The sequence below is a fragment of the Frankia sp. Mgl5 genome (assembly GCF_023242985.1).
Classification (GTDB): domain Bacteria; phylum Actinomycetota; class Actinomycetes; order Frankiales; family Frankiaceae; genus Parafrankia; species Parafrankia soli.
This window is the reverse complement of the sequence record NZ_JALKFY010000802.1, coordinates 1-18,267: the sequence shown is the minus strand read 5'-3', so window position 1 is coordinate 18,267 and position 18,267 is coordinate 1. Positions and strand designations below refer to the sequence as shown.

Sequence of the window (18,267 nt, the reverse complement as noted above, 5' to 3'; positions counted from 1 at the left end):
GGTGTCGCGTAAGTCCGCCTATGCCTGGTGGCGGGCGGTGGACCTGACGTCGCAGCACCGTCACCTGGTGTCGCAGGACGAGGAGCTTGACATCTTTCGCGGTGTCTCCGCGGACCCGGACAGCATCAGTCCGAGAGCGTTGCGTGTCAGGGCGTAGAGCAGGGGCCACACCATGACCATCCAGCCTGCCCGACGTGGGCCCTGCCGCGCAGGCAAACATGCAGGTCACCGCCCAAATCGGGATTCTGGAGCCCCACAGGTTCACCCTCCGCGCCGATTTGCATGGCATTACACCGACAGCGGCGACCGAAATTAGACGCCGTATAGATAGACAGGTGTCGGCTGCTGGTTGGCGATCAAGCCGATACCACACCTACCATGGCGACGATTTTGATAACCCCTGTCCTGGCCAGCTAAAGGGGAACCTCCGGGAAATGTACACCACGATTCTGACGTACGGACGCCTAGGGGTACTTCCGGTACTTCTGGTCGCCGCGTCCGTCGTAGTCACCGTCTCCTGTGGGGGCGGGGCGGTCCTGTCGCCGTCCGAGAGCCTGGCCTCGGCCCTGCCCACAAAGCCGACCAGCCTCCCACTGCAGCCGAATGCCCCGGCCGTTGGCGGCGACGTCCAGGCTCCGCTGCAGGACCTGGCGCGACTGAAGACCACCCGGGCGCAGGTGATGGAGATGACCGACGCGTGCCGTAACGCAAGCGAGATCGTGGCCGGTAGCGAATGCACAACGGCAATACAGGTTAATACCGAGAACGCCCCGCCGTGCGCGGCGAAGGATCTCTGCACCACCGCGGCGGAGGTCGGCGCGCCCGCCGGAACCGCGGGTGGCGCCCCGGCGACCGCCGGCTCGGAGCCCGAGGCCGGCGCTGCAGGTAGTACGCCACAGGCCAACGAAATTTCACTCAGCGCGGCGGCGAGTCAGCAGCAGGTGCGCTACATCATTGCAATCACCGATGAACGTCCGGGAAGTCCGCTGTGCTCCGATGCGCCCGGCGGTCTGTGCTTCGTCCTTCCGGCCGACGACGAGGCCGCCGCGGACATCGTCAACAACGCTCGGTTCGCACAGTCGACGCTGCCCGAGCCGGACGGTCGGGAATCACCTGATGCTGAGCCACCGACCTCCCCCTCGGAGTCACCGGAAACCACGACCGGGCAGGAGGTGTCCCCAACACCGGAACCGCCCTTGACCACCGAGCCTGCTTCAGCGCCGCCGTCGGAGCCGGAATCGCCGCCCGTCGACCATCTGCCGCCCGTGAGCCCCCCACCGCCGTCGCCCAGCTCGGGAACCGACGGCGGTGGGGAGACCAATGTCCCGCCGCCCACGCCAACAGGCACGTGAGAACCCTTCACCCGAAACTGATTCGCTGGGATGACCGATATGCCGGATGCCGAAGAGGACGCCTCGCCCGCCGCAGGTGAGCCTGATCCCAACCCGGACGCCGGCCCTGACGCCAGTTCCGGGACTCGCCCGGGTACCGGTGATGCCGTCGAGCCCGCCGGCCTGCAGATGAGCACCGTCCTAGAGCTGGTCGGCAAGGTGGTCGCGCCGGCCAGCCTGCTGACGGCGATGTTCTATTTCTTCGGATACACCCGCGAGCGGGAATTTTACCGCCATTTCGGCGTCGATCTCGGAACAGTGGGGTTGTCCACGACCGACTATCTGGTCCGCAGCGCCGGAGTTGCCTTCGTCCCGCTGGCCGTGTTGGCCGTTCTCACGGCCGTGGCACTCACCGTCGAGTCGGCGCTGACCGCAGGGCTGGCGCGGTGCACCGGACGCACCGGCGTCGGCGCCGCATGTCTGTTGGCAACGACAGCAGCGGCGTTGTTGGCCGTGGCCGTCGCCGGCCTGGTGACACCGACCAGGGAGATCGGGTCGCAACCGTTGGTTGCCCCCATCGCCCTGGGCAGCGCCGCGTTGGTCACCTGCTACGGCCTCGCACTCGCCGAGCGCCATGCGGCCACGCCAGCCGGTATGCGGCGGGCGCTGGCGGCAGGCAGGCCCACACGCATTGGCGCCCTGGTGATCCTGATCATCATCTCGATCTTCTGGGTGACTGCGAACATCGGGGCAGCGCGCGGACGGGTAGCCGCCAGTACACTCGAGCGGACCCTAGTTACGCAGCCACAGGCCATCGTCTTCAGCCGACAGAAGCTTTATATCAGCGGATCAGGCGTCAAGATGGTCCCACTGGATGTCAGTAACTCCCGATATGCTTTCCGATACAACGGTCTTCGCGTGCTGCTACACAACAAGGGGTTGTGGTTTCTGCTGCCCGCCGGCTGGCAGTCCGGCGACGGCACCGTCCTGCTCCTACCAGACAACGATCCGGAAATCCGCATCGATCTGGCCCCCTGACACCCAGGGTCGAGTAGCCGGGAGAGGTTTCACGGCTGAGGAGTGAATTACCTGAGGTCCGAGGCGCGTGACATTGCGCTGGGAGCGGTGGGTTACCGGAGTCTGTGTTGGTGATGTTCAGTTGACGGTTTTTACCAGCGCCTTTCCTGTCTGGTTCGCGGGCTATGCGGCGAGTGTGACGGTGACGGTGTAGCCAAGTTTTTTGAGCTAGCCGACGGAGCCGAATTCTATGATCGTCCACACGCAGCAACGGCCTGTGGGGTGTCAGAACTCGGCCATCAGGGATGACCTGCGGTTTTGCAAAGTTATAGATCATCTTGTCAAGATCGAAATGGGTTTGTGAGCGCATTGTGAGCGCATTCGGCAGGTTCGTGCTCAAAAAGATCATGAATGGGGCGTTCTCTTCGGGCGCCTGAGGCGGAACCTGTGGCCGCGAGACCACTCGGAGGATGGTCACGCTCCGTTATCATCTGTGGTTCTGTGGTCGGCTGTGGCCGGTAAGAGCGATGCGTGCTGGCTGGCGGTGGGTGTTGCGCCGTCCCACCCTGTGTTCCGCCGGGGTGGCGGTCGGACGTTCGCGGCGCGTCCAGGGGCGATGGTGGCGGCGTGGGTGTGAACAGGGCGGCGGAGCCGGTCGGATGCCGAAGATTCCCGCAGCGTGGACGGTATTCGCGGTGCCCGCGCGGTCTGCGGCCGGTCGGATCGTCCTGTTCGCGCCTGACCGGCGCCACAGGAATCCCTCCCCAGGCCCATCGCCCGAACGACCACTGCGGGACGGCGGTGGTCGGCACACCGCGTTGGTGGCCCACCCGGACGGATCTTGGGTCCGCGCCACCGCGGTCGGGGTCGAACCACCGACGGTGCAGCAGGGCGCCCCGCTGGCTCTGGGCCATCCTGGACGAGGTCCGGAAGGACTGGCTCCGCCACGGTATGAGTCCGTTCCTCGGCGCTCACGCGAGGATCGGTGACGACAGGTCGATCACCTTGCGCCGCGGTACCTGGATGGTCACCATCCTGGCCGCCCCGCCGCCCCGCCGCCGCGCGTGCGCAGTTTCCTGGACGCACCCGTTGATGCCCTGACCGGGCTGGGGCCCGTGCCGCACCTCCTTCCGGGGGATCGGTGCCGCCGTGACACACAACCCATCCCACGGTGGCTCGTCCTGCACGGGTGGGGTCTGCCGATAGGCAACGTGCCGAGGGCCGGGCACCTGGCGCGGTACCCGGCCCTCGGCCCTTTCTGTCTATGCCTTGATGGGGCGTGCGTTCTTCTGGCGGGGGATGAGGCGGGCGACGTTCTCGGCTACTTCGCGGGCGAGTTCGGGGAGGATGTGGGCGTAGGTGTCGGCGGTGATCGCGATGCTGGCGTGCCCGAGGAGTTCCTGCACGGTTTTGATGTCGGCGCCGGCTGCGAGGGCGAGCGTGGCGGCGCCGTGACGGAGGTCGTGCAGCCGGATCGGAGGCAGATCGGCGGCGGTGACGAGTTCTTTGAAGTGGGAGGTGACGTCGTCGGGGATGAGCGGCGCACCGTTCGGCTCGGTGAAGACCAGGCCGTTATCGGTCCAGTGCCGCCCGTGGGAGAGACGGTGGGCGTTCTGGCGGGAGCGGCGGTGCCGGAGAACGGTGACGGTGTCGGCGTCGAGGGAGATCTGCCGGTCTCCGGCGTCGGACTTCGGGGCACCCATCACGGTGTCGGCGCCGTGCTGGGTGATTTGCCAGCGGACGGTGAGGTTGGCCTCGTCGAGGTCGAGGTCGGTCCAGTGGACACCGCAGGCCTCCCCCCGGCGAAGACCACGGTGTGCGATGAGGTGATACAGCTCGTAGTAGCGGTCGTTCCGTGTTTCCGCGAGGTCGAGGAAAGCCCCGGTCTGGGCCGGGGTCCATACCATCACGGGTGAGGGGACCTCGCCGGTGGCGTGCCAGCGGGCGACGCGTTCCTTCGTCCACAGCAGTGCCTTGGGCCGTTTCCCAGAGGGGAGTTCCACCCAGGCCGCCGGGTTGAATGTGATCAGTCCGATGCGGATGGCGTGGTTGAGCGCGGCGCGGAGCGTGGCGCGGATCCGTTGCTTGTAGGCGTCGCTGGTGACTTTCCGGCCCTTGAACATTTCCCGCAGTTCCGGGTCTTTCCCCGCGCGGATCCGGCGGATCGTCTCGTTGCGGACGTCGATCTGGTCGAAGAGGTCATCGAGATGGCCGATGGTCAGCTGGTCGAGACGGATATCCCCTATGGCAGGCGCCAGGTGTAGGCGGATCGTCGCGTCGTAACCTTCGCGGGTGGACCGCCGGATGGTGCGCCGCCCGGCCAGCCAGGTGTTCAACCAGTCAGCGACAGTGATCTGCGGGTTGAGATCCGCGCGGCGCCGGTACCGCTCCTTCACGACTGCGGGGTCCGGCAACGGATCCCCGGCCTTGAGTGCGTCGAGGATGAGCGTACGGATCCGGTCGACACCGTGGCCGTCGCTTCCAGGAATGGCCAGGAGATCCTGAATACGCCTGATCTCGGCGTTAGCCTGGTCGCGCGTAGCCAGGCCGGACCGGCGGGCTTCCTGACGCCGACCATCTGCGGGCGGAAGGTCAATGCGGTAGGCCCAGGTGCCGTGGCTAGGATGCCAGGCTCCGCTCTTCCTCCGCAGCTTCGGGCACTGGTTCCCCAGCTGTCGATGGGTCTGGGGGTCACGGCAGCTGCACCGTTTGTAAATAGTTCCGTTCGGGTTAGCCATGAGGCTCGTCACGGGCACTCCAGCAGAAGAATACGAATGGTTGGGAGCCGGCAGTCCGGATAATCGGATGCGCCCGGCGCCGCATCCGATTCAGGCTCGCCGTTTCGGTTCCTGTCAAGCCGATCCACCATTTTCTTTTCGAATTCCGAGAAGATGTTTCAGGGGTGCGGTCGGGACCTGATAACGGCCCTTGACACGGAGGACAGGGACGGGGAATTCGTTGCGGGCGGCGAGTTCGTAGGCTTTCGTCCGGCCTATTCCTAGGATTTCACCGGCGACGACGATGCTGACCGTCGCGCCGAGTCGTTCTATGTCCTGTTCGGTCCACGTTTTCACTCGACTCCTCGCGAGGACGCGTGGGTTCTCCTCTGGCCGGGCCTGGGAAGACTCCGCGGCGGGCGCGGAAGGATCCCGAGGACGCCCGGGATCGAGCGGGGGGTGCCGCACCGCCCCAGGCACCCCCGAGGGGCCTCGATCGCACCGATCGGGCGACGAGCGGGCGACCCGGGGCGGCGCGGGACCCGACAGCGATCTGACGGTGATCTGACTCTGATCTGACGGTGATCTGACTGATGTTGCGTGTGCAACTTGTGTCAGATCACCGTCAGATCACGTTTGTGCAGGTCAGCGCCCTGTCAGGTCTTACTGGGCGGATCTGAGTAGAAGAATGTCCTCGTGGGCGGTGGCGTGGAGGGGGATGCCGGTGGCGTGGGCGGTGCGGGCGTTGTGGAGCGCGAAGAAGGTCGTGCGGGGTACCAGACGGTCCTCACGGAGGCCGGCGAGGAGGGCCGCGGCGCGCCCCGCGCGGACCAGGCCGACCCCGCTGGCGCTGTGCAGGATGGCGCCGGGCAGGTCGATGAGCTCACCGTCCTGGCGGTAGGGGCGGACCGCGATCGCGACCAGTCCACCGGGGCGGAGAAGTGCTACGGCGCCGGTGAGAATGTCGGTGAATCCCGTGAGGAGTTCGTCCAGGTCGGCGGCGGCGAGGTTTCCCCGCCGATTGCTGTAGGTGTAGTCGCGTTTCCGGACCCCGTGTACCTGGTCGGCGTCGACCGCGCCGTGGGTGGCTTTCCCATACGGCGGTGAGGTGAGGACCAGCGCCGCGGTCCCCCGCATGCCCTCGGGAGCGAGGGCGGGTAGATGGCGGGAGTCACCGGTGATGAGCTGGATGGTTCCGGTGGCGCCTTGGGTGTGGGCGAGGGTGGCGTTGGCGCGGCCGATGGCGGCCCAGCGGGGTTCGTATTCAATCCCGAGGCCGTGGCGTCCCAAGTGTGCTGCTTCCACGAGGGTGGTGCCGATGCCGCACATGGGATCCACGATGAGATCACTGGGCTCGGTGAACGTGGTGATGATGTGGCGGGCGAGAGCGGGCAGCATGCGGGCGGGATGCGCCATGGATTCGGGGGTGTAGCGGTGCAGGCGCTGGAATCGGGGGTGGGTCTGTGACACCGCCCAGACGGTGAGCGGAACGGGTGTGTGCCGGTCAGCCACGCGCACCGCCGGGGCGGGTGAACACGGCGAGGTCGGTGTGGACGGGCTCCAACAGCCCGCCCCCTGAGAGCCCTTCGGTATGTGGGTGGAGTTCGCTGTCGTGGATGGGGGCGGTGAGGATGATGATGTGTTGGAGGTAGCGCAGGCCGGTGGCGCGGGCGGCGGTGATGGTGTCCGCGAGAGGGTCGGTCGCCCCGCCGGTGGGGGTGTGGACGGTGAGGAGATAGCCCCCGGGGCGCAGGAGTCCCGCGAGCATGCTCAGGTCGGAGAGAAGGCTTTCCGGACCGGCCACGGGCGGGTGGTCGATGATGAGTCCGGCGTCGCGTTCCCGGCAGCGCGTAATCCTCGGTGTGGTGCCGGAACGCTGGGGTCGGTGGAGTCCGGCATAGCGGCGGTGGAGATAGTCGGTGGCGCCGGTGAGGATTCCGCTGTCATCGACACCTATCACCAGGTCGCCGCTGTGGCTGAAGGTCGCGATGGCACGGGCCGCGGCCTCGGCGGGAAGCGCGCCGGGGGTTTGCTGGGTGGTGGTGGGCCAGACGGTGAGCGGAATGATCCGCGGCTGTTCGATGTGGCTGGCACGGGGTTTGGACACTCGGTTCCTCCACGCGGGATGTCGATACACGCAGCTGCCGGAATAGGGGCGCTGGTGTTCGGGGGGCTGTTCGGGTCCGAGTGAAGTCCAGGGTGTCTGACGGTGATCTGACACTGATCTGACTCTGATCATCTGCAGGGTTCGCGGCGATGTTTCTGATCAGAGTCAGATCACCGTCAGATCAGTGTCAGATCGCGTCCGGACGTCTCTTCGCCGCGCTGACCTGGGCGTGGACGAGTGTCAGATCACCGTCAGATGGGATGTGGCGTCCTTGGGGCCGACCGGAACACAGGGCCTCACGGACGGGAGTCCACTCATGGCGGTACACGACTTTGGGAACACGGCGGAATCATCGTTGGATCGGGTCGAGTCGGCCTTCCTGACCCTGACGGAATCCCCGGGCGGGCTGGGGGTGAACGGCGCCGACGTCCCGGGCATGGCGGACCGGTGGTTCGGCCTGCGGGAATTGCGGGTGGAACTGGCCCGGCCGCAGACGTCGGTGGCGACGCGGCAGGCGGTGTGGGCGTTTCTCCTGGCGTCGCGGGAGGTGGATGCGTGGAAGGTGGCGGCGGTGGGGATGGCGATGCCGGCGCTGCGGCATATCGCCGCGACGCTGGCCCCGGCGTATCGCGGGGACATCGCCGATCTCGACGCGGAGGTGCTGACCGGGTTTGTCGATGTGCTGTCCGGGCTGCCGGTGGGGGCGCGGGGAATCCCGGCCCGGTTGGTGTTCGGGGCGTTCCGCGCGGGGTTGGTGGAGGTGGCCTCTTACCGCAGGCCCGGGATGGAGCTGCCGGTCCTGGGCGCGGTGCCGCCGTGGCCGTGGCTGGACGCGCGGTGGTTGCTGGCGCAGGCGACCGAACGGGCGGTGATCAGCCCGGTGGACGCACGCCTGCTGCAGGCGAACCGGCTGCGGGGTGTGGCGTTGGCGGAGCTGTCCGCCCGGGGCCGCACACCGGGTGAGGAGCTGGCGGTGCGCCGCCGCCGCGCGGAGCGAGACCTGGTTGCCGCGGTCGCGGCCGGTCGGGTCGGCCCGGGGACCGGTGGTGGCCGATGACGGGGCGAGGCCGGTCCCTGCTCCGGCACACGCGCAGGGCCGTATACACCGCGGGCACCGCGTTGCGCCGCCTGCTGGGGTCTGTTCCTCCCGTGTGGCTGGGGATGGCCGGAGGGCTGGCTGCGGCGGGGTGGCTGCTGCTCGCGCAGCCCGCCGGGGTGCCGACCGGGACGGGGGTGCTGGTGCCGTTCGGGTCGGTGGGGGACCTGGTCCGGCTGAGCTGCGCGGCGCTGGCCGGATCGCTGGCGATCCTGCTCCTGCGGGCCGGTGGGGTCGCGGTGGGCCCGTCACCGCGGCGAGGGCGGCGGCGTGAGGATCTGCTGCGGCTTGGGGTCGGGTGCGTGGTGGTCGTGGTCCTGCTGGTCGTGCTCTCGGATGTGGCGGGGGCGGCGGCGGTGGTGACGGGGCAGGAAGCGCCGCCGGCGCCTGCTCCGGTGTCGAGTGCTCCGGATCTGGAGACGGTTCTGAATAACGCCCGGAACTGGCTGATGGGCATCCTCGCCACCGTCGCGACGTTCTTCTTCACCCTCGGCGCGACCCGGTATCTGGGGGCGAATGGGGATCCGGGGGAGGTGGAGCGCGCGAAAGGCGCGTTCCGCAACGCCGCGATCGGCTACGGCCTCGCGGTCCTCGCGCCGTTGGTGTTGAAGGCTTTGCGTTCGGTAGTCGGCGCCTGATGCTCCGGGTAGGGCACAAGCCGCGACGGCCACGGGCGTGGGGGTGGCGGGCCGGGGTGGTCGTGTGCGTGCTGGCGGTGGGTGCCGGTGTGCTGGTGGCGTCGGCGGGGGTGGCGGGGGCGCAGACCGCGGTCCCGGCCGCGCCGCCTGCGACCACCCCGGCTCCGGCTGGCGCACCGGCGCAGCGGGTGGAACCCGCCGCCCCCCGGCCGCAGGTCCCCCCGGTCGTGCCGGCCCCCTCCGGCGGGGATGCGCCCGCTCCCTCCGGCGGGCCCTCCCCCGAGGGCTCCGATGAGGCACCGGCGCCGGGGGAGGTGCCTCCGCCGCCGTCCGCGGAGCCGGCCCCGACCGCCCCCGCCCTGGAAGGTGACGGCGGTGGTGGTGGGGGAGTGGTGGGCACGCTGTTTGGCTGGGCGGATATCCCCGGGCGGATCCTTCGGGCGATCAATGGCTGGTTCGAGGGACTCGTCGAGGCGGCGCTGGAGCCGGTCGTGCGTCTGCTTGGCCAGACCATTTTGAGTACTCCGGATGTGACGGAGCAGCCGCGGATCCGTGAGCTGTGGGCGGGCAGTGTGCTGATCGCGAACAGTGTGATGCTGCTGGTGTTGATGGCGGGTGGGGTCGCGGCGATGGGTTACGACAGTGTGCAGACCCGCGCCACCGCGAAAGAGATGCTGCCCCGGATGATCCTCGGGTTCGGGGAGGCGAACCTGAGCTTGCCGCTGATCGGCTGGTCGATCGATGCCGCGAACGCGCTGAGCCGGGCGTTTACGAACATGAGCGGGCTCGATGCCAGCGGGGCGTTCAGCGTGCTGCTGACGGTGCTGGCGGCCGGGCGGATCCACGGCATCTTCTTCGTCTTGTTGCTGATCGGCGTGGTCGGGATGATCGTGATGCTGCTGGTCGGCTGGGTGATCCGGGTGATCGTGCTGATGGGGCTGGCGGTCGCCGGTCCGCTGATGCTGATCTGCCGGGGCCTGCCGTGGACGGAGCACATCGCGAACCTGTACTGGCGGGCCACAGCCGGCTGCCTGGCGGTGCAGGTCGGCCAGTCGGTGCTGCTCGTCCTGGGCGTACGGGTGCTGTTCGCCAGCGATGACGGGGCGTTCCATCCGGTGGGCGTGGCGGACAGTCTCGGGAACATCCTGACCGCCGCCGGGCTGTTCTACGTCGCGATCCGCCTGCAATCCACCGTCATGCGCACCGTGATGGGTGGCGGGCGCTCCACGGTCGTCTCGTTGGTGAAGTACCGGCTGCTGCGCAAGGGCCTGCAGCATCTCGGCATTCCCCTCTGACTGCCGCCTCCGGGCGTTCTCTCTTCCTTCTCTCTTTTCCTTGTGACGCGAAAGGTCGTGTTTGCTATGCCTGAAACATCCAGATTTGACAGGGTTAGGATTCCGTCGGATGTGGATCGGCCGGATCGGATCCTGGCCGGTTTGACCGCCCGTCAGCTGACCCTGCTTGCCCCTCCGGTCCTGCTTGCCGTCGCGGTGTACTGGACGGCGTCGCCGTATCTGCCGTTGCCGGTGGTGGCGGTGCTGGTGGTGCCGCTGCTCGGCGGCGGCGTCGCGCTCGCGCTCGGCCAGCGCGGGGGTGTGACCGCTGACCGGTACGCTGCCGCCGCCCTCGCCCATCACCGCGCCCCCAAGCTCCACCTCACCGCCCCCGAAGGGATCCCGGCGCAGCCCGGCTGGCTGCCCGACGTTCCCGCTGCCCGCCGCCGTGCCCCCGTGCCGGCGAGGCCGTTGGCCGCCGGGGTGGATGCGGCCGGGGTGATCGATCTACGTGGTGCGGTCGGGGTCGTCGCCGAAGTCCAGGGCGTGAACCTCGCCCTCGCTGGCGACAGCGACACCGGTCGGAAGGTCGCCGGGTATGCGCGGATGCTCAACGCGCTGTCCGGACGGATCCAGATCACGATCCGCGGCGTCCCGGTCCACCTCGACCCGCACCGGGACCGGCTACGCGCCCTCGCGGAACAGGCGCCTCATCCGGCGCTGGCCGCCGCGGCCCGTGACCACGCCAACTTCCTCGGCGACATCGCGGCGAGCCGGCGGTTGCGGAGCCGGCAGATCCTGCTCACCGCCTATGAACCCGTCCCCGCGCTGCGCGGCGGCCGGGACACCGCCGCGGCCACCGCGGCGCGCCGCCTCGAGGAAGCCCTCGGCCTGCTCGCCGCCGCCGGGCTACGCGGGCGGATCCTCACCGGCGCAGAACTGACCAGCCTGCTCGCCTCAGCCGCCGACCCGGCAGGGCCACCACCGCCCGACCGTGTCACCGCGGCCGGCCCGGTCCTCGGACACGCGCGGACCGGAGGCCGCCGATGAGCCGCCGCAACCGCCTGCACATCGCCCCGCAGGGTGCGCCGTCACGCAGCCGCCGACCCCTGGTCCCCGGCCACGGGCAGGGAATGGGGCAGATGTTGCCCGTGGAGGGTCCGGCGCTGTTCACCCCGCCGTCGCTGGTGGTGGATGCCGGGCAGATCGAGGTCAGCGGGATCTGCGCGACCACGATCACCGTGGTCGGCTACCCGCGTGAAGTCGGCCCCGGGTGGATGGAGCCGCTGCTGGCCTACCCGGGCCGCCTCGACGTCGCCCTGCACATCGACCCGACCCCGCCCGCGGTGGCGGCGGCGCGGCTACGCCGCCAGCTCGGCCGCCTTGAATCCGGCCGCCGCGCCGACGCCGCAGCCGGCAAGCTCGCCGACCCCGAACTCGACGCCGCCGCCCAGGACGCCGGGGAGTTGGCCCGCCAGGTCGCCCGTGGTGAGGCACGCCTGTTCCGCGTCGGGCTGTATCTGACGGTCTACGCCGACACCCGAGACGAGCTTGTCGAGGAGGCGGCGCGGGTCACCGCGTTGGCGCACAGTCTGCTGCTCACGGTGCGCCGGGCCCGGTACCGCACGGTGCAGGGCTGGGTCAGCACCCTGCCCCTGGGCTTGGACCTGCTCCAGATTCGCCGGGCGATGGACACCCAGGCGCTCGCCGCCGGTATCCCGTTCACCACCCCCGACCTGCCCCTCCCCGACCCGGACCGCCCCGGCGCCGCGCCCGTCGTCTACGGCACGAACCTGCATTCCGCCGGGATCGTGGCGCATGACCGGTGGGCGCAGCCGAACTACAACTCGGTCACCACCGGCGCTTCCGGTGCCGGCAAGAGCTTCCTCGCGAAGCTCGACGTTCTGCGCTCCCTGTACCAGGGCGTTGAGGTCGCCGTGGTGGATCCGGAGGACGAGTACGGCCGGCTCGCCGCTGCGGTCGGGGGCACCCGCCTCGCACTCGGGGAGCCCGGGGTGCATCTCAACCCCCTCGACCTGCCTGCCCACTCCCACCACGACCCCGACCTCCTGACCCGCCGGGCCCTGTTCTGCCACACGTTGATCGCCACCCTGCTCGCCGGCACCGATGACGACAGCGGGCTGGGCGCGGGGGGTCGGGCGGTGTTGGACGCGGCGATCCTGAGCGCCTACCGCGCTGCGGGGATCACCCAGGACCAGGCGACCTGGACCCGGCCCGCCCCGCTGCTCGCCGACGTCGCCGCCGCCCTCACCGCCGCTGAGGACCCGGCCGGCCCGGCACTCGCCGCCCGCCTCGCCCCGTTTACCTCCGGGTCGCATGCCGGGCTGTTCGCTCACCCGACCACGACCCAGCCCACCGGGCATCTCGTCGTCTACTCGCTGCGCGCACTGCCCGACGAACTGAAAGCCGCCGGCACCCTGCTCACCCTGGACGCGATCTGGCGGACCGTCGCCGACCCCACGAAACGACGGCGGCGCCTCGTGGTGGTGGATGAGGGGTGGCTGCTGATGGCCCACCCCGCCGGCGCCCGCTTCCTGTTCCGCCTCGCGAAGGCGGCCCGCAAACACTGGGCCGGCCTGGCCGTGGTCACCCAGGATTCAGCCGACCTCCTGAGCTCCGAGCTCGGCCGGGCGGTCATCGCGAACGCGGCCACCCAGATCCTGCTGCGCCAGGACCCCAGCGTGATCGACGAGCTGCGCCGGGTCTACAAGCTCACCGAGGGCGAAGCCACCCAGCTGCTCACCGCCGGTCCCGGTGACGCCCTGCTGCTGACTGGGACCGGGCAGCGCACCGCCCTGCACAGCTTGGCCTCACCGGCCGAACACGCCCTTATCACCACAGATCCGGTCGAAAGCACCACCACCACTTCCGCCGACCCTGACGCGGGCCCGCTCGACCCGGCCTGGGTCGAACGCCCCGCCGTCGCGGCGACCGGTCTGGGTCGCGCTCCTCGCCGGCCGGCCGCCCGGCGGCCGGTGGACGACGACGCCGACCCGTTCTAACCCGGCCCCTCTGCGCTGGGTGGTGCCGCCGCCCGGGACCCCGGGCGGCGGCGCCACCCGGACCACCCCACCTCTGCCACGTCCTGTTTGTGCTGCTCGTATGCCTGGAGGCATTCATGATCGTTGCTGTTTCGGCCCCTCCGCCGGGGCTTCCCCCCGTCCCTCCTCCACCCCCTCCGCCCCCGGCTCCGGAGCTGCCGGGGTGGCTCACCGACCCCGACCAGATCCTCTCCGGTCTGCAGTCATGGCTGGCTGGCCACGCCGGCTGGTGGCCGCTCGCCCTGCTCGCCGTCGTTCTGCTACTCGCCGCGGGGTACGGCCGCGGCCGGGTCCGGGCCCATCGGCATGCGGTGCTCCTCGAGGGGGCGCGGACGGTGGAGATCCTCACCCCGCCCGAGGTGTCCGCCCATGCGGCGGAGATCTTCTGGGGTCAGATGGGTGGTCTGCAGCGCCCGTTCTGGGACCGGCTGTTTCACGGCCAGCCGCATTTGGGCTGGGAACTGCTCGCCACCCGCGCCGGCACGGTGATCCAACTGTGGGTTCCCGGCCCGGTGCCACCGGGGATGGTGGAGCGGGCGGTGCAGGCCGCGTGGCCCGGCGCCCGGACCACCACCCGGCCGGCGAGCGCACCACTGCCGGACTATGCGCTGGCCATCGGTGGGCAGCTGCGCCTGGCCCAGGTCGACGTCCTGCCGCTGCGTGCGGACACCTCCGGGGACCCGATCCGCTCCCTGCTGAGCGCCGCGTCCGAGTTGGATGACGACGAGGCGGCGGTGGTGCAGCTGCTGGCCCGGCCGGTGACCGGCCGCCGGCTCACCCTCGCGCGGCGGGCGGCGGCGCGTCAGCGGGGCCAGTACACCCCCAGCCTGCCCGGCCGCGCCCTCGACCTGATCACCCCGCACGCCGGGCCCCGCCCGGCCCCCGGGCAGACCGTCGGCACGGCCGGGCCGACACCCCCGGAGGACTCGGCCGCGTCCCGCGCCATGGGCCTCAAGGCGGTCGGTCCGCGGTGGGAGGCCACGGTCACCTATGCCGCCGCTCACCTCGCCCCGCCCATGACCAAGACCGGGCAGCGGGCCGCGGTGACGATGCTGCGCGGCCGGGCCCACGCCCTGGCCTCCGCGTTCGCGTTGTACTCCGGGCACAACTATCTGCGCCGCCTTCGCCTGCCGCACCCGGTCCCGGTGCTGGCCGCCCGGCGGCTGCGGCGCGGGGACCTGCTCGCTGTCGGTGAGCTCGCCGCGCTCGCCCATCTCCCGTTGGACACCGCCGTCCCCGGCCTGTCCCGGGCGGGCGCCGCCGCCGTCGCACCCCCGGCCGGTATCCCCGAGGCCGGGCCCCGGGTCAAGCCGCTCGGCGAAAGCGAGGCGGGCCGGCGCCGCCGGGTCGGGCTGAACGTGGCCGACGCCCGCCATCACGTACACGTGGTTGGCGCGACGGGTAGCGGTAAGTCGACCTTGCTGGCAAACATGATCCTCGCTGATGCCGAAGCCCGCCGCGGTCTCGCCGTCTTCGACCCCAAGGGTGACCTGGTCAACGACGTCCTGGCCCGGCTACCCGCGGACGCCGCGGACCGGGTCGTGCTCCTCGACCCCGAAGACCCCACCGCCCCGCCGTGCCTGAACATCCTCGACGGCGGCGACCCGGACCTCGCCACCGACCAGCTCGTCGGGATCTTCCGCCGGATCTGGGCTGACTCGTGGGGGCCGCGGACCGATGACCTGCTGCGCGCCACCTGCCTGACCCTGCTGGAGCGGCGTACCCGCACGGGCATCCTCCCGACGTTGGAGGACGTGGTGAAGGTCCTCACCGATCCCGATGCTCGGCGTAAGGCCACCACGGGGATTGCCGATCCGATCCTGGCCAGTTTCTGGGAGTGGTACGGGCAGCTGTCCGAGGGCGCCCGCGCCGCGGCGATCGGCCCGATCCTGAACAAACTCCGCGCGCTGCTGCTGCGCGGCTTCGCCCGCCAGGCCCTGGCCGCCGGCCCGTCCACCGTGGACCTGCGTGAGGTCCTCGACCGCGGCGGGATCCTCCTGGTCCGGATCCCCAAAGGTGTGATCGGGGAGGACGCCTCCCGGATCGTCGGGTCGATCGTGCTGGCGAAGATCTGGCAGACCGTCCTGCACCGGGCCCGCCTGCACCCCGACCAGCGTCCCGACGCCACCTGTTTCCTTGACGAGGCGCAGAACTTCCTCACCATGCCGGGGGCGGTGGAGGACATGCTGGCCGAGGCCCGCGGCTACCGGCTGTCCATGACGCTCGCGCACCAGCATCTGCGGCAGCTGCCCGACGATTTGGCCGACGCGCTGTCGACGAACGCGCGCAGCAAGCTGTTCTTCGGGGTGTCCCCGAAGGATGCCGCGGATCTCGCCCGGCATGTGAGTCCCGTTCTGACCCAGCATGACCTTGCCCGGCTCCCCGCGTGGACGGCCGCGGCCCGCCTGGTGGTGGACCAGGCCGACACCGCCGCGTTCACCCTGCGAACCCGGCCCCTGCCACCGCCCGTGCCGGGGCGGGCTGAGGCGTTGCGGGTGGCGGCGCGGCGGCACACCGCGGCCCCGGATGCGGGCCGGGGGCCTCGGCCGTCCGAGGGGAGCGGGCGGTGAGCGGGTCCGATCGTGCCCTGCTGGAGCTGGCGGGCCGGCTCACCGTCCGCGACCGGTGGCTGCTGGAGATGCTGCTGGAACACCGGGTCCTGACCCGCCAGCAGCTCACCCGCCTCGCGTTCACCGGGGAGCGGATGACCCGGATGCGGATGGCCACGCTGTACCAGTTGCAGGCCGTGGACCGGGTCCGTCTCGGCTACGGCATGCGCTCCAGCCCCCACCACTACGTGCTCGGCACCGCCGGGGCGGCGATCCTCGCCGCCCGGCGCGCGATCAGCGTCGCCGAGCTCGGCTACCGCCGCGACAAGCTGCTCGCCTGGGCGACCTCACCCCGGCTCGGTCATCTCCTCGGCGTGAACACCGTCTTCACCGCCTGGGTGCACGACACCCGCAACCGGCCCGAGGAACAGGGGCTGACCGTGTGGTGGTCGGAACGCCGCACCACGGCCGTGTGGGGACGCTGGATCCGCCCCGACGGTTACGGCACCTGGCAGACCGCCCGGCGCCGACTCGATTTCTACCTGGAGTTCGACAGCGGCAGCGAATCCCTGTCCCAGGTCGCCCGCAAGATCCCCGGCTACACCCGCCTCGCCGCGTCCAGCGGTCTGACCAGCCCGGTGCTGATCTGGGTGCCCTCGGCGCGGCGGGAACGCGAACTACGGGTCCGGCTCGCCGCCAGCCCCGCCGGTGTCATGATCGCCACCGCCGCGCCGCTGCCCCCACCCGCCTCCCCGAACGGTGCCCCGTCCCCGGTGCCGGCTCCGGGGGACCTCGCGCCGGCCCGCCACGTCTGGCTCCCGCTGCACGCGAGCACCCGCACCGACCTTGATGGGCTCACCGACCGGTACGGCACCCCCCTCACCGTCCGGTCCCCCCTCGACGACACCCCGGAACCCGGCGAGGAGGAGGAGACCAACCCGGCGCCCTCCCCCCGCCCCCCACAGCTGCTCTTCGGGGGAGGCTCACCGCTAGAACCCCAGTGAGCCGGCTGTTCGCCGGACTGTGCGCGCTGCTGCTCGCCGTGCCGCTGCTCGCCGGTGCCACCGCCGCGGGCCTGCTGGGCGGCGGCATCGGTGGCCAGACGCCGCGGCCCTCTCCCTCCGCCACCGCCGACATCCCCGCCGGCTACCAGCAGCTCTATCGTGCCGCCGCCGCGACCTGCCCCGGACTGCCCTGGACCGTGCTGGCCGCCGTCGGGAAAGTCGAGACCGACCACGGGCAGAACCCGGACTGGACCTCGGACGCCGGGGCGGTCGGGCCGATGCAGTTCCTGGCCGGCACCTTCACCGCCTACGGGGTCGACGGCGACGGCGACGGCACCGCCGACATCACCAATCCCGCCGACGCGATCTACTCCGCCGCGAACTACCTGTGCGCCTCCGGCGCGCGGGACGGCGCGGATATCTCCGGGGCGCTCTACGCCTATAACCACGACACCTCGTACGTGACGCGTGTGCTCACCCAGGCCGACCTTTACACCACCCCCGATCCCACCAGCAGCGGCCCCTCCACCGCGGCGCTGACCGCGGTGGACTACGCCACCGCGCAGATCGGCCTGCCGTATCTGTGGGGTGGGGACGGCCCTGATTATGGCGAGAAAGGATTTGACTGTTCCGGGCTTAGTCGGGCCGCCTACGCCGCCGCCGGAATCACCATCCCCCGCGTCGCCCAGGACCAGTTCGACGCCGGACCACGACTACCCCCAGGAACACCCCTGGAAATCGGAGACCTCGTATTCTACGGCACGTCCACCATTGACATTACCCATGTCGGAATTTACATTGGCGGTGGGGAAATGATTAACGCCCCCCGGCGCGGCGCCCCGGTACGGACCGAAACCTACGTCCGCCCCAGCTACCTCGGTGCCACCCGCCCCGCGCATCCCTGACCGGGGTTCCCCGCGTGGCCGGTGCCGCGGACACGAGACGGCCCCACAGCCCGAGCAGAACGAAAGCCGACGGGTGGGTGAAGCCCGCCGCCTGACACCGGCTCCGTGACCGGCTCCTACACCGACGCCACCACCCCCTCCACCGAAGCCGGAGGGGGGCAAGAAACACAAAACCGCAGGTCAGCGGCCCGTGGCCCCCTCCGGTCGGCGGCCAGGCTACGCCGCCCGGAGGCAGGAAAACACGTGCGGCGGCCCGGTGTCCGCCCGGGGGGCGGACACCGGGCCACCGCACGGTTTTCCGCCTCCGGGCGGCTATCCGCCCTGGGCCCGGCGTCCCGCCGGCCCCAGGCCCGCCCCGCGCCCGCCCGCGTGCGCGGGGTCGGGCGCCGCCCGCCCGGGGTGGCGGGCGGCGGGCCGCCGCCGGTCGCGGGCGCGCCCCCCCCCCCCCCCCCGGGGCGGGGGGGGGGGGGCCGCGGGCGCCGCTCGCGGCACAGCTCGGGCACCCGGTGACCGCGCCGGTCGTCCCGTTGCGCCTCTCTCCTGGCGTGCCAGCATGGTCCGGTGAGC

The 18,267-nt window shown here is 70.7% G+C and carries 14 protein-coding genes and 1 pseudogene; 10 read left to right on the top strand and 5 right to left on the bottom strand.

Going from position 1 to position 18,267, the window contains the following annotated elements:
* Positions 1–31: 31 nt before the first annotated feature.
* Positions 32–216: pseudogene (locus MXD62_RS39895) on the bottom strand (integrase); the annotation flags it as partial.
* Between the two features lie 470 nt (positions 217–686).
* On the opposite strand from MXD62_RS39895, the gene MXD62_RS28870 reads away from it, so the two are divergent.
* Positions 687–1,352 carry a hypothetical protein gene (locus MXD62_RS28870; protein ID WP_248832544.1) on the top strand — a complete coding sequence of 222 codons (666 nt, stop codon included), beginning with the start codon at positions 687–689 and terminating at the stop codon, positions 1,350–1,352.
* Positions 1,353–1,382: 30 nt separating this feature from the next.
* Positions 1,383–2,369: a hypothetical protein gene (locus MXD62_RS28865; protein ID WP_248832543.1), complete on the top strand. Its 987-nt coding sequence runs from the start codon at positions 1,383–1,385 to the stop codon at positions 2,367–2,369.
* Positions 2,370–3,610: 1,241 nt separating this feature from the next.
* Here the strand turns inward: MXD62_RS28865 and xerC are convergent.
* The 4 genes from xerC to MXD62_RS28845 all read right to left on the bottom strand — a co-directional run bounded on the left by xerC (position 3,611) and on the right by MXD62_RS28845 (position 7,172).
* Entirely contained in the window at positions 3,611–4,894 is a 1,284-nt protein-coding gene (gene xerC, locus MXD62_RS28860) for a tyrosine recombinase XerC (RefSeq protein ID WP_368862464.1), read from the bottom strand.
* A 306-nt stretch (positions 4,895–5,200) separates the two neighbouring features.
* A complete protein-coding gene (locus MXD62_RS28855) occupies positions 5,201–5,422 on the bottom strand; it encodes a DNA-binding protein (protein WP_248832541.1) in 222 nt (73 codons plus the stop codon).
* Positions 5,423–5,728: 306 nt separating this feature from the next.
* Entirely contained in the window at positions 5,729–6,583 is an 855-nt protein-coding gene (locus tag MXD62_RS28850; protein ID WP_248832540.1) for a TRM11 family methyltransferase, read from the bottom strand.
* A complete protein-coding gene (locus tag MXD62_RS28845) occupies positions 6,570–7,172 on the bottom strand; it encodes a hypothetical protein (protein WP_248832539.1) in 603 nt (200 codons plus the stop codon). The genes MXD62_RS28850 and MXD62_RS28845 overlap by 14 nt, the downstream gene beginning before the upstream one ends.
* Before the next feature lie 355 nt (positions 7,173–7,527).
* On the opposite strand from MXD62_RS28845, the gene MXD62_RS28840 reads away from it, so the two are divergent.
* The 8 genes from MXD62_RS28840 (at position 7,528) to MXD62_RS28805 (ending at position 17,700) form a co-directional block, all read left to right on the top strand.
* Positions 7,528–8,229 (top strand): hypothetical protein, encoded by a 702-nt coding sequence (locus tag MXD62_RS28840; RefSeq protein ID WP_248832538.1) that lies wholly within the window; start codon positions 7,528–7,530, stop codon positions 8,227–8,229.
* The gene (locus tag MXD62_RS28835) at positions 8,226–8,906 is read left to right on the top strand and encodes a pilin (protein ID WP_248832537.1); all 681 of its coding nucleotides are present in this window, start codon (positions 8,226–8,228) and stop codon (positions 8,904–8,906) included. Before MXD62_RS28840 ends, MXD62_RS28835 begins: the two co-directional genes overlap by 4 nt.
* Positions 8,907–9,295: 389 nt before the next feature.
* Complete coding sequence (locus tag MXD62_RS28830; RefSeq protein WP_248832536.1) at positions 9,296–10,201, top strand: hypothetical protein; 906 nt, start codon at positions 9,296–9,298, stop codon at positions 10,199–10,201.
* Positions 10,202–10,267: 66 nt separating this feature from the next.
* The gene (locus tag MXD62_RS28825) at positions 10,268–11,230 is read left to right on the top strand and encodes a PrgI family protein (RefSeq protein WP_285224223.1); all 963 of its coding nucleotides are present in this window, start codon (positions 10,268–10,270) and stop codon (positions 11,228–11,230) included.
* The gene (locus MXD62_RS28820; protein WP_248832534.1) at positions 11,227–13,203 is read left to right on the top strand and encodes a conjugal transfer protein TraC; all 1,977 of its coding nucleotides are present in this window, start codon (positions 11,227–11,229) and stop codon (positions 13,201–13,203) included. Before MXD62_RS28825 ends, MXD62_RS28820 begins: the two co-directional genes overlap by 4 nt.
* A gap of 116 nt (positions 13,204–13,319) precedes the next feature.
* Positions 13,320–15,812 (top strand): TraM recognition domain-containing protein, encoded by a 2,493-nt coding sequence (locus tag MXD62_RS28815; RefSeq protein ID WP_248832533.1) that lies wholly within the window; start codon positions 13,320–13,322, stop codon positions 15,810–15,812.
* Positions 15,809–16,795: a replication-relaxation family protein gene (locus tag MXD62_RS28810; RefSeq protein WP_248832532.1), complete on the top strand. Its 987-nt coding sequence runs from the start codon at positions 15,809–15,811 to the stop codon at positions 16,793–16,795. Before MXD62_RS28815 ends, MXD62_RS28810 begins: the two co-directional genes overlap by 4 nt.
* The gene (locus MXD62_RS28805; RefSeq protein WP_248832531.1) at positions 16,792–17,700 is read left to right on the top strand and encodes a C40 family peptidase; all 909 of its coding nucleotides are present in this window, start codon (positions 16,792–16,794) and stop codon (positions 17,698–17,700) included. Before MXD62_RS28810 ends, MXD62_RS28805 begins: the two co-directional genes overlap by 4 nt.
* Positions 17,701–18,267 lie beyond the last annotated feature (567 nt).

Bases quoted from the DNA above. Each gene is read 5' to 3' on its own strand.
- MXD62_RS28825 (WP_285224223.1), top strand. From the start codon at position 10,268: ATGCCTGAAACATCCAGATTTGACAGGGTTAGGATTCCGTCGGATGTG.
- MXD62_RS28835 (WP_248832537.1), top strand. From the start codon at position 8,226: ATGACGGGGCGAGGCCGGTCCCTGCTCCGGCACACGCGCAGGGCCGTA.
- MXD62_RS28870 (WP_248832544.1), top strand. From the start codon at position 687: ATGACCGACGCGTGCCGTAACGCAAGCGAGATCGTGGCCGGTAGCGAA.
- MXD62_RS28815 (WP_248832533.1), top strand. From the start codon at position 13,320: ATGATCGTTGCTGTTTCGGCCCCTCCGCCGGGGCTTCCCCCCGTCCCT.
- MXD62_RS28820 (WP_248832534.1), top strand. From the start codon at position 11,227: ATGAGCCGCCGCAACCGCCTGCACATCGCCCCGCAGGGTGCGCCGTCA.
- MXD62_RS28865 (WP_248832543.1), top strand. From the start codon at position 1,383: ATGACCGATATGCCGGATGCCGAAGAGGACGCCTCGCCCGCCGCAGGT.